The sequence below is a fragment of the Daejeonella sp. genome (assembly GCF_030695525.1).
GTDB lineage: Bacteria > Bacteroidota > Bacteroidia > Sphingobacteriales > Sphingobacteriaceae > Daejeonella.
This window is the reverse complement of sequence record NZ_JAUYSS010000048.1, coordinates 70,297-81,295: the sequence shown is the minus strand read 5'-3', so window position 1 is coordinate 81,295 and position 10,999 is coordinate 70,297. Positions and strand designations below refer to the sequence as shown.

General features: G+C 40.8%; 10 protein-coding genes and 1 tRNA gene. 5 read left to right on the top strand and 6 right to left on the bottom strand.

The window, feature by feature from the left end; all coding sequences use genetic code 11:
* Nucleotides 1-1,463: 1,463 nt before the first annotated feature.
* The 3 genes from Q8S11_RS11700 to Q8S11_RS11690 are packed head-to-tail and all read right to left on the bottom strand — an operon-like array spanning nt 1,464 to nt 4,260.
* Nucleotides 1,464-2,432, bottom strand: a complete 969-nt coding sequence (locus tag Q8S11_RS11700; protein ID WP_305662288.1) for an ABC transporter permease — start codon at nt 2,430-2,432, stop codon at nt 1,464-1,466.
* A complete protein-coding gene (locus Q8S11_RS11695) occupies nt 2,429-3,394 on the bottom strand; it encodes an ABC transporter ATP-binding protein (protein ID WP_305662287.1) in 966 nt (321 codons plus the stop codon). Before Q8S11_RS11695 ends, Q8S11_RS11700 begins: the two co-directional genes overlap by 4 nt.
* 8 nt (nt 3,395-3,402) lie before the next feature.
* Entirely contained in the window at nt 3,403-4,260 is an 858-nt protein-coding gene (locus tag Q8S11_RS11690) for an NEW3 domain-containing protein (RefSeq protein WP_305662286.1), read from the bottom strand.
* A 928-nt stretch (nt 4,261-5,188) separates the two neighbouring features.
* On the opposite strand from Q8S11_RS11690, the gene Q8S11_RS11685 reads away from it, so the two are divergent.
* The 4 genes from Q8S11_RS11685 to Q8S11_RS17875 all read left to right on the top strand — a co-directional run bounded on the left by Q8S11_RS11685 (nt 5,189) and on the right by Q8S11_RS17875 (nt 7,397).
* A complete protein-coding gene (locus tag Q8S11_RS11685) occupies nt 5,189-5,398 on the top strand; it encodes a hypothetical protein (RefSeq protein WP_305662285.1) in 210 nt (69 codons plus the stop codon).
* 93 nt (nt 5,399-5,491) lie between these two features.
* On the top strand, nt 5,492-6,511 hold the full coding sequence (locus Q8S11_RS11680; RefSeq protein ID WP_305662284.1) for a toxin-antitoxin system YwqK family antitoxin: 1,020 nt from the start codon (nt 5,492-5,494) through the stop codon (nt 6,509-6,511).
* 71 nt (nt 6,512-6,582) lie between these two features.
* Nucleotides 6,583-6,939, top strand: a complete 357-nt coding sequence (locus tag Q8S11_RS11675) for a hypothetical protein (protein ID WP_305662283.1) — start codon at nt 6,583-6,585, stop codon at nt 6,937-6,939.
* 254 nt (nt 6,940-7,193) lie between these two features.
* Complete coding sequence (locus Q8S11_RS17875) at nt 7,194-7,397, top strand: DUF5808 domain-containing protein (protein ID WP_371135152.1); 204 nt, start codon at nt 7,194-7,196, stop codon at nt 7,395-7,397.
* Between the two features lie 23 nt (nt 7,398-7,420).
* Here Q8S11_RS17875 and Q8S11_RS17870 read toward each other — a convergent pair whose 3' ends face one another.
* A complete protein-coding gene (locus tag Q8S11_RS17870; protein WP_371135153.1) occupies nt 7,421-7,564 on the bottom strand; it encodes an Arm DNA-binding domain-containing protein in 144 nt (47 codons plus the stop codon).
* A gap of 171 nt (nt 7,565-7,735) precedes the next feature.
* Nucleotides 7,736-7,809, bottom strand: a tRNA-Asn gene (locus Q8S11_RS11670).
* A gap of 106 nt (nt 7,810-7,915) precedes the next feature.
* Here Q8S11_RS11670 and Q8S11_RS11665 point away from each other — a divergent pair.
* The gene (locus Q8S11_RS11665; protein WP_305662282.1) at nt 7,916-8,836 is read left to right on the top strand and encodes a PfkB family carbohydrate kinase; all 921 of its coding nucleotides are present in this window, start codon (nt 7,916-7,918) and stop codon (nt 8,834-8,836) included.
* A 444-nt stretch (nt 8,837-9,280) separates the two neighbouring features.
* Here the strand turns inward: Q8S11_RS11665 and Q8S11_RS11660 are convergent, their stop codons facing one another.
* Nucleotides 9,281-10,702, bottom strand: a complete 1,422-nt coding sequence (locus Q8S11_RS11660; protein WP_305662281.1) for a sodium:alanine symporter family protein — start codon at nt 10,700-10,702, stop codon at nt 9,281-9,283.
* Nucleotides 10,703-10,999: the final 297 nt, after the last annotated feature.

Here is a 10,999-nt window from a genome sequence, read left to right as displayed (position 1 = left end):
CTTTAAGCTTGAGGGGGGGGGGGACTTAACTGAAAAGAAAATTTCAAAGGACCATTTGAAGAGGAGGGTTCTTCCCACCGGACTCTGGTGTTGGAGAAAATTCATCAAAACCCTCCTATCCTACATCGCTACTATTAAAATTTCGGTGGTATAAAACCTGCCGGCCCTGACCTTCCATCCCGACAACTTTTAGCAGAAAAATTTAGAAAAAAATTCTGCTTTTTTGTAAATTTAATCCTGGTGTTCCGAAGATCAAAAACAGGGAGCTATTTTACGATTTCAGGCTAAAATAAGGCCGCCAGAAACAAGATCTCAGCGCCTACGTCAATCTGTTCAGTTAGAGCCCGAAAATTCAATAGAATCCTTTATTCAAGTCTTAAATCAAAACATTGCGTTTCCAGCGAGTTTCTTCGAGAAACTTTAGTATTTGTTCATGCAGTCTACTTAAAAACACATTTTTTCTTCATTTTCTTCGGAAAAATATTCAATTCCTTCGAGTCCGATTCGACTAGCCTTCGACTGTTGTTCGACTGGCCTTCGACTCGGATTCGAGACAGATTCCGGACAGAATCGGGACAGATTCCTGACAGATTCGGGACTTGTTCGGAAACTGTTTGACAGGGCTTCGGCGGCAAGCGAACAGCTCCCGAAGAACTGCCGAAGTACTGCCGAATCAGGTAGGACTCTGTCTCCTTTCTGTTATCCAGCAGAGTGGCAGGAGACCCTAATTCAGGCAAAATTGCGCGGAAATTTTCGTTTTAGTTAAATTATGGATAATGAAGAGTCCAACATATGCTGTTGTCTGAACTATGATTAAAATGATTTATTTGATTATTTTGAATCAATAAATCATGCTAATCAAAAAAATCAGAGTTCAGACAAAATGCTGAAAGCTGCGTTTACCAAAATTGACTTTTTAACATCTCATCATGACAAATGGTATATTAAAAAGGAGGTCGTGGCCTACGCCACGATGACCTATCGATTTTAAGAAAACAGGAGAATACGGCTCGGAGGCCGGAATCGGATTGTAATAAATGCTAACAGAAAAAATGGTTTACTAAATCAATTCAGCAGTGTTGTCAGATTCCGGCCTTGAGCCGGAATCTGCTTTCGCCCACCAATCGGCTGTCATGGCGGGCTTGAACCGCCACCTACCAAATCTCTGCCCGTACAGTTTCCTTCAATTACCAAAATTAATTTTTCCTGTACAACTTAAACCGCTATTGTACAGTTTAAGACATCACACTAGTGCGGTCGGTCAATAGGCTCCAGCTTTAGCTGGAGCTAAGATTTTGCTCGTTCTGGGGCTTCAGCCCAACATTTAGAAAGCTAGGAGGAAAATTACATGGGGCTTTAGCCCGATAATTGGAACTTCTCAACTGTCCTTAGAGTTTCCAGCGTTTACCTAAATTAATATTATAACACAACATCAATTAACTGTTGTACACGCTGTCCATTAATTACCCCCGTATCTCCCGCCTCATAAACAGGTAATAAGCCAGGGCAAAGCAGGCTATAGTTGATGCCAGTAAACCACTTATCTGGGGCCAGACAATCATTAAACTCTCTTTAAAAGGGAGCGGCGAAGGAATAGCTCCTGCCATTTGTTCCATGGTGATCGGGCCAAGGCTGCGCACAGATGGCATCAGCAAGGTGGTTATTCCATCTGTAAACAACTGGTTAGGAGCAATGCGCGACAGGTTTAAAATAAGTTCATTGTAATAAATCACCTGGGCCTGAGAGAGAAAATTCGGATCAGGCAAAATGGATTTTATGAACAGATTGATCACAATCTGGTAGAATATGGTGAAGAATAGCCATATACCAATTGCTACAAGGGCAGAAGTTGCGGCTTGCTTAAAACGAACGGACAAAGTAATAGATAGGCTTAACCAGAAGGCGACATAGGCGATACTTAAGGCAATAAAGCCTAAGATCCGGAGGACCTCCTGTGGTTCAATGCGGACACCTGTTAAAATCAGTCCGCCCCCTATCATTAGCAGGGCCAGGGCGACAAACAAGCTGCTGACAATAACCATAGCACTTGTAAATTTTGCCAGCAAGAGGTTATCCCGATATACGGGCTGAGCCATTAAGCGGATTAAGGTGCCGTTATTCTGCTCAGAATTAATCGCATCAAATCCTAAACTGATGCCCAGCAATGGCGCCAGAAAGCTCAGAAATACATGGAATGGAGGAATAGAATTATCGGTGGTTGTAAGCAGCTTAAGGTATAAAAATATATGGTCCGGGTCATTCGTATTGCCTGTTGCCGGTTTGATATTTGAAAGCGACACATACATGGAGGCAATAAAAGTCAGTACAATCAGGGCAATAAGAACAGCAAAGCGCCAGCTGCGGATATGATCAGCAATTTCCTTGTGTACCATCACGCCAAAAGGCTTCCGTAAAGCAGGTTGACTTTTCATGGTTTTTTGTGGTTTATGCTATTGGATTCAAAATACTTTTGATAGATATCATCCAGTCCGTAGCTTTTCTGTTGTACCCCCAGAATGTCATAGCCCTTTTGAACTAAAAAGCGAACTAAAGGGGCGGTAAACTCAGAACTGCATGTAAATTCTAATTCTTTATCGTTGATCATGATATCCTTTATGGCATCGAATTGCTTTAATTCGGCTTCAAGCGGCCATGGTTGCGGAACAGTCTGTGCTAAATTGACAGTGGTGATGAAAGCATCACTACCAAATAAACTCTCCGAAAGTGTATTAATATTCCCTTGCGCGAGCAATTTCCCATTGACGAAAATCCCCACCCGATCACAAACCTGCTGTACCTGATGCAGATGATGCGATGAAAGGAGTACAGTAAGTCCATGTTGTTTACTTAACTGTTTGATTAATGCGAGAAAATCCCTTACCCCGGCAGGATCAATACCCAGGGTAGGCTCATCCAGAATAATCACTTCCGGTTCTTTAATCAGCACATCGGCCAGGCCAAGGCGTTGCTTCATCCCCCTGGAGAAGGTGCCGGTTTTTTTATGCATCGCATCCGCCAGACCAAGCAGCTCCAGAAGTTCGATGGCACGTGCTTTAACTTTAGTCTCGGCCAGGCCATTCAGCCGGCCTATGTAAACCAGGTTTTCGAGTGCCGACATCTGGTCGTAGAAGCCAAGGTTATCCGGCATGTACCCCACTTTTCTCTTAACCGCAATCGGGTTATTCGTTGCGATATATCCACAAACCCAGGCTGTTCCACTGCTTGGCTCGGTAAGTCCCAGCATCATTAAAATACTGGTGGTTTTCCCGGCCCCGTTCGGACCGAGCAAGCCGAAGATCTCAGCTTTTTGGACATCAAGATTCAGATCATCGACCGCTTTAAGGGAACCATAGTGTTTGGTTAAACCCTTGAGGCTTATGATAGGACTGCTCATACCGATACTTATCTTCTGCCGTATTTTCGAATCAGATAATAAACTAAGCCTATGGAAAGCAGGATGACCAAAACCCCTATCCAACCCGCAAGCAAGGAAGTTTTTACAACAAGCCGGAAAGCGGCAGCAGAATTTGTATTCGTATTTGCTGCTGTAAATGTAGCTGCATAATCTCCGGCTATGGTCTTGTCGGGAACCTTTAATGCAGCGCTCACTTCGATCGATTTTCCGGGTTCCAGTTGCTTGATCTTTGCCGGTTCATAAGATGCTTCCCAGCCGGAAGGCATTTGGGAGGTCATCTCCACATCGTTTAAGGGAAGTGTCCCGGTGTTTTTCAGGATAAAATTCAATTTCTTCTGGCTGCCTGAAGTTACTTCATCACTTAACCTTCCGCTAGGGGTACTTAAGCTTAAGCCATAAGAGCCTTTTACGACCGCTTCAATAGTTGTTGATAAGGTTTCGGAAGCGGAGATGGCCTTTAGAGGGATGATGTATTTTTTGGGAGCTGCAGTTGCGGTTGTATTAATTTCGATGGCAATGTCCTGCACTTTACCGGCATCCAGGCTAAGTGAACCAACCTGACTGCCCTCTACCCGGTAAGTGATTATCCAGCCTGCCGGTAAATCTGCCTTCAATTCGTAGACACGATTCTCTGCCGAAGCGTTATAAAGGCTGGTGGTGTACCTGAAGGTTTCGTTTGCCGCTGCTTCAATATTCATGAGCTTGGCCGTAAAACTTGATTTAGCACCTTTCCTGGTCGCCGCCGGTTGGGCATGTAAGATCTGGTTCGAAGCCAGCAGGCATAATAAAAGAATTGTCAATTTGCGCATTGCGCTAAAACGGGGAGCTAATACTTGAGACAACATAATCTAACCACTAAAATTTTAAATAATAGCTTTCAAAAAATGTCTGAATTAAATGTTTTTAAGTTTCTAAAATGATGGTTCAAATAAAAAAAGTTGGATAAAAATTTCAAAAAATTTTAACATTTTTTAACAAATTAAACTGTTGGGTATGATGAGATGGGTTTGCAGGGATTGGGAAGGTGGGGGTGGGGATTATTTGTATGGGACTGGAGGAGGTTATTAGAAATAAAGTTTTTAGCTTATTAATTATAAACGAGTCTGTCCCGTATGTACGGGAGAACATTTAATAATCCGCAGAGACGCTGCAGTAACCGTAAAGGCAGATGAGCTAAATATTATAATAGAATCAAATTTTTTAGCCATTTTTATGCATCAAACAGTTCAATATGTGGGTCAATAAACTGGGCATATTCTTTTTTGTGATTAGTAGCTTTTTAATGACAGAAATTGGGTTTTCCGCACTGTCCGTAGAGTTTAGCGAAGCGCCTCTACGGATTGTCCAATGATTAGGAGTCTTCTGACTCCTCAAAATATCAAATCATAAAACTAAATCAGTTAATAAAACATAATTGTATAAGTACTATTAGAATCTCACAATTCGTACTTTTTGATACTAAAAAAATCACACAGATTAGAAATAATGTCTCAACATGATTATTTAATTTTCAATGAATTTAAAGACTCCTGATATTGTAATAATCCACAAGGCACAACACTAAATTACGGACGATGTGGGATAATGCCAGTTTTTTTGTAAACGAGTCTTAAGACTCTTGGCCATTTATTAATCCGTAGAACGCTGCGCTAACTCTACGGACAGTTGAGCAATAGCTACAGGCTTTGAGCTTTCGGCTTTAAGCTTTAAACTTAATCCACCTATCGCTGAATTCAGGGTCTATTTGGTATATTTGCCCTGAATTAATTAAAGATGCCCGAATTAATTATCCTTGTCCTCGCGCCAATTGTTTTCCTGCCCCAAATTGCAGCAGCCGTGCTGGCTAAACAGATGGGCCGCAAGCCAAAATTCTGGTTTTGGATTTCTTTTCTGATCCCTATGATTTCCCTGATTATTTTGCTTTGCCTGGAGGATAAGAACAAAGAAAGCAGCAGAAATTATATTGATCTGAACAAAGGTTAGTTAAAATACTAAACTCTCTCTAAGACGTTTCCATTGATTGGCCCCCATAATGGAATATGCACCCTTTATAAGTATCTTAGTGTTACACTTATTATGAAACGACTACTGATATTACTCTTCGTTTTTGGCCCATTATCTTCCTTCGCTTGTTCCTGCGCGACATCTCCCTTAACTGCAGATGGTCTGAGAAATCAGGCTTATGTAGCTCTTGTCAGGATAAAGGAGCAATTGCCCTTTAATGAAGCGAACTATAGAAGTGGGGATCCAAATTTCCCAATTCAATATGAAGTATTGGTTGATGAAATCGTCCTTTTAAAAGGCACTTCCTTACAAAAAATTACAGTAAGTGGTGCACCTCCAAAGTCCACTACAGTCCATACATCCTGTGATATTGACGTTTCTGCCGGTCAGGAGTGGCTGATAATTGCGAATGCAGGATCTGAGGGCACAGTGGGTATCGGCATGTGTGGGTACAGCATGCTTTACCGTAATAAGGATGGGTTTAGAAACTTGCAATATGCTTCGGCGACAAAAAGGCTTATTTGGGTTAATGAGAACTTAGGCAATGCTCCATTAGCTCAGGTATTAGATACTGAGAAGCCTGTTATATATTACGCCAACGGTCAAATCGAACGTACTGTATCCTACAAGAATAATAAAAAGCATGGCATTTCAATGTATTATTATCCGGATGGTACGATCTATGGACGTATAGAATATAAGAAGGATAGTCTCAATGGCAAAAGTATTTGGTATGATAAAAAGGGGCAAATCCAGACAAAAGCTAATTATCGCATGGGAGTTCCTGTCGACTCGATGATATCTTATATGTATCCGAATGCGCCTATGTTTGTGAGTATCCGCTCAAAAAAAGGGATCATGCAAAAATTTCAGGAATACCAGAGTAATATAGCCAGCAGAACTTTCAGTTATCTGTACAGCGAATCTGTTTATAAAAAAGGCGAAAGAATCTCTAGCACCTATTTCCACGACAATGGAAAAGTAAAGTTTAGTGTAAATTATCATGATCGGGGAACGACAGATCTTCAATACAATGAGTCAGGAACCTTAATTCGAAAAAGGGAATTTGACAAGGAGGGGAAACTTTACTAATTGATATAATTTAATCAACTGATTTACTCTCTGTATCTTTTCTCAAGCAATGAAGGTCAAAAAACATATTTATGAAAGCATTTGAAATACATTTAAACGATATTAAAGTCTGCACAGCCGGACTGAAATCCGGAAAAGGAGTACTGAGTACAATCATTAATTTGATTGAGGGCCTGGATAATCAACCGGACACAATCAGCATTTCCGTAAGCGGTTTAAATTCCGCAAGTAGTGAAAGTATGAAATGGGTACAGGAAGATTTGAAAATTGGAGACAGGATACTCTTAGAAGTCGTGGACACGAAAGATTCGGATGCACCGCAGACTACTAAATCGCACCGGGAAGAACTATCTGTTGAATATAAATTAAAAATGTACCATAGGCTTAAAGGGGAGTTATCAGAACATCTTGATCCAAAACATCGGTAAACTTATTATTAACTGCCTGAGCTTAGAACATATTCAATGTGATTTGGTGTCCTTTTTTTACCCATGACATGTTATAGAGGTTTATTAATTCTCTCCTCTAGAACTTCTCAAAATTTTTACTCTCGCAGAGACGCCAAGACGCAAGGGATACAGATTATATAATCATTCAATTAGGTATATTTCGCGTCTCTGCGTCTTAGCAAGATCCTTTGTAGGCTGAGGGCTTGTAATGATAAATATTTGTAATTTTAATTATGAAAAGACCTGCAAAAGATCGAAGACACTATAGATGCTGGGGATTGATTTACTATAATCCTGATGACCCTTCATTATTTGTGGACAAACAGTTCGGATATGGGCAAACTATGAATTTCGCTCATCGCTCGTCCTGGTACCTTATGTTATTCGTAATCTTGTTTCCTCTTTTAGCTGTGCTTATACCCGTTTTTTTGATTTAATAATCAAGGCTAACCTTTGCCTGCTAAGGTCCGCACCTATTACTCTCATCCCAGTCTCCTTCAGTAATTGATAATCCAAAAGACAAATAATTTAATTCCTTTGTTTTGGTAACTCTGAACATTATGGGATAGGTTCCATCAGATTTTTTCCATCTGGTGTCTAAAATGATTTTTAATTAAACAATAATTTGGAAATTATGGTCATGCTGTGGTTTTTGCTCAAACTATGCTCAAACCAAATAGCTTAAAAAGGAAGGAATTCTATTGAAGAAGAAAAATCTCTAAAATAAAAAAGCCCCACCAGGACATTGGTGGGGCATTACTAGTCATTCAACTAGCTCCCGAAGCTGGGCTCGAACCAGCGACCCTCTGATTAACAGTCAGATGCTCTAACCAGCTGAGCTATTCGGGAATTTCTGGTTATAAAACTTGTTTAAAGTTCCCCCCTTTCGGGAGTGCAATATTCGGGATTTTAAATTATTAATGCAATATTTGTATCAAAATTTTTTAAAATAAATATGAGTCTAGTTATTATTGGTTCCGTTGCCTTCGATGCAATTGAAACTCCTTTCGGGAAAACAGATAAAATAGTGGGCGGAGCAGCCACCTACGCAAGTTTAGCCGCATCCTATTTCTATAAGAATGTAAAAATCGTTGGTGTGGTTGGTGAAGACTTTCACCAGGAAGATATCCAAAATTTCAATGATCATGGCATCGATACCGAAGGACTTCAGATAAAAAAGGGAGAAAAATCCTTTTTCTGGTCGGGAAAATATCATAATGACATGAATAGTCGCGATACTTTAATCACTGAACTGAATGTTCTTGGTGATTTTGATCCGATTATTCCGGAAAGCTATCAGGACTGTCAGTTCCTGATGCTGGGTAACCTTACTCCGCAGGTTCAGCAGACTGTGATCAACCGTTTAAATAAGCGTCCAGCACTGATTGTTTTGGATACGATGAACTTCTGGATGGATATCGCCCTGGAAGATCTTTTAGCGGTAATCAAAAATGTGGATGTTTTAACCATTAACGATGCTGAAGCAAGACAATTGTCGGGTGAGTATTCATTGGTTAAAGCCGCAAATAAAATTCTGGCCATGGGACCGAAATACCTGATCATTAAAAAAGGTGAACATGGTGCTTTATTATTCCATGAAGATCTGATCTTCTCTGCCCCTGCTTTACCGCTTGCCGATGTATTCGATCCAACCGGTGCCGGTGATACCTTTGCCGGTGGTTTCATCGGGTATCTTGCCCAGGTAGGAACGATCAATTTCAATAATATGAAGAATGCAATTATCTTCGGTTCTGCGCTAGCCTCCTTCTGCGTTGAGAAATTTGGTATCGAGCGTATCAAAAACTTAAGTCAGGAAGAAATTAAGGCGAGAGTACAGCAATTTGTGAGGTTGAGTAGTTTTGTTATTGAGAAGTAGTAAGTTATAAGTTGTAGGTTATAAGTTTTAAGGGTGCTCCAGATGAATGGGGTGCCCTTTTTGTTTGGGGGAATTGATCTGCTATTACCCGGGAAAGCCTGTCTTTGGGAATGATTCTACTCTGCTCTAAAATTAAATGAGAAAAGATTAAGCCTAACATTCTGCTTAAAAATATTTTGATCTAAAAGGAACAGGCCCATTTTTAATTGCACTGTCAGCTGGACTTAAACCTGATTGGAGCGGATACCGGCCTGTGCATAAGGCCTGTGGAGTATGAGCGAAAAGCAGGACTTACAATAAAATATACACAACAGCATATTTCCAAAACCTAATTAAACTATTATATAGAACTCAGTAAACAGTTTGAAAGTACTGATGTGTATAATTAAATTCCTATTAACCTTCTGGGCAGCCGTTCTATTCTAAAAATTCCACAAGCCCAAGCTATTCCCATACCTCAGAATTCTTAATCCCCAAAGCTTTGGCGTCAAAAACCGGCTCTTTGCTGCCTTGTTTTCGCTGTGCCTGGTAATCTTTCAATGCTAACAGTGCAGGCTTGCGCAATAGAATTATGGCAATCACATTTAACCATGCCATAATACCTACCCCGATATCTCCGAGTGTCCAGGCAGATTCTGCAGTTTTTATTGTTCCATAGAAAGCCGCAAAAAGCAGTAAAAAACGAAGTGCCCATAAAGCCCACTTACTGCCTTTTTTATCCAGGTAGCTTAAATTGGTTTCGGCAATATAATAATAGGCCATAATGGTGGTGAAGGCAAAGAACAAAAGCGAAAAAGCTACGAAACCTGCTCCTAAGGTCGGAAATTCGGAGTTTACTGCATTCTGCGTATATTCTGCACCAATTTGTGCTCCCGGAATATTCTCCATCAGGAAGCCACCTTCCGGATTTATGACATTGTATTGTCCGGTAATCAATATCATAAATGCAGTAGCGCTACATACAAAAAGTGTATCTACATAAACAGAAAAAGCCTGCACAAGGCCCTGACTAACCGGATGCTTTACCTCTGCAGCTGCTGCAGCATGTGGTGCTGTACCCTGGCCCGCCTCATTGGAATAAATCCCTCGTTTAACGCCCCATGCGATTGCCAATCCAAATACACCGCCAAAGAGCGGCTCCAAATCAAAAGCTGAACTAAAAATCAGGCTGAACATAGCAGGCACTTGCTCAATATTCAGGGCAATAATGCTAATAGCAACAAGAATATAAGCCCCGGCCATAAAGGGAACTACGATCTCAGCAACCTTCCCAATACGCCTAACACCCCCAAAAATAATCATGGCAAGCAGAACAACTATAACTATGCCGGTATAAGCAACGGGCACATTAAATGCATTTTGCATACTTAAGGCTATACTATTACTCTGAACTCCCGGCAAAAAGAAAGCCGTACTTAATATTGTAGCCACTGAAAAAACAATAGCATACCATCTGATGCCCAAACCCTTTTCAATATAAAAAGCCGGTCCACCGCGGTACTGCCCATTATTTACCTGCTTGTAAATTTGGCCAAGGGTAGCTTCAATAAAGGCGGATGCACTTCCCAGAAAGGCGATTAACCACATCCAGAATATGGCCCCGGGGCCTCCCATAGCTATTGCGGTAGCTACTCCGGCAATATTTCCGGTACCTACCCGCCCAGATATAGCTATTGAAAAAGCCTGGAATGAACTGACTCCTTTATCTGATGATTTACCCTGAAAAAGCAGCTGGATCATATGCTTAAAATACCTGAGCTGTACAAAGCGGGTAACCACTGAAAAATAAATTCCTGCACCCATACATAATACGATGAGTGCATTACTCCAAACTAAATCATTAACGTAACTGATAACACTTTCCATAAACAAGGTGAATTTCTACTCTTTTCTTTTGTTAAATATTAGCCTTTTGAAGAATGCAAAATCAGTAAAAAAAACGCTAATCACTAATGAAGCTTAAAAAAGATCTGATTATTTAAGTTGAGTTCAACCCTGCCGATTGCTTTTTAGATTCGAAATTTTCTCTGCCGCCCCCCGAAGAAGGCCGCATATTTAGAGATGACCCAGAATGGGTCACATGTTTATAGAACAATTTTCAACGAAAAAATCCCGACCCCGAAATTGGGGGTATGTCTACAATTAGCACATACGACCACCGGG

Excerpts from the sequence above, each read along its gene's own strand:
- Q8S11_RS11680 (WP_305662284.1), top strand. The coding sequence starts at position 5,492 with ATGAAACGACTACTGATATTACTCTTCGTTTTTGGCCCATTATCTTCC.
- Q8S11_RS11690 (WP_305662286.1), bottom strand. The coding sequence starts at position 4,260 with ATGTTGTCTCAAGTATTAGCTCCCCGTTTTAGCGCAATGCGCAAATTG.
- Q8S11_RS11660 (WP_305662281.1), bottom strand. The coding sequence starts at position 10,702 with ATGGAAAGTGTTATCAGTTACGTTAATGATTTAGTTTGGAGTAATGCA.
- Q8S11_RS11695 (WP_305662287.1), bottom strand. The coding sequence starts at position 3,394 with ATGAGCAGTCCTATCATAAGCCTCAAGGGTTTAACCAAACACTATGGT.
- Q8S11_RS11675 (WP_305662283.1), top strand. The coding sequence starts at position 6,583 with ATGAAAGCATTTGAAATACATTTAAACGATATTAAAGTCTGCACAGCC.
- Q8S11_RS11700 (WP_305662288.1), bottom strand. The coding sequence starts at position 2,432 with ATGAAAAGTCAACCTGCTTTACGGAAGCCTTTTGGCGTGATGGTACAC.
- Q8S11_RS11665 (WP_305662282.1), top strand. The coding sequence starts at position 7,916 with ATGAGTCTAGTTATTATTGGTTCCGTTGCCTTCGATGCAATTGAAACT.
- Q8S11_RS17875 (WP_371135152.1), top strand. The coding sequence starts at position 7,194 with ATGAAAAGACCTGCAAAAGATCGAAGACACTATAGATGCTGGGGATTG.
- Q8S11_RS11685 (WP_305662285.1), top strand. The coding sequence starts at position 5,189 with ATGCCCGAATTAATTATCCTTGTCCTCGCGCCAATTGTTTTCCTGCCC.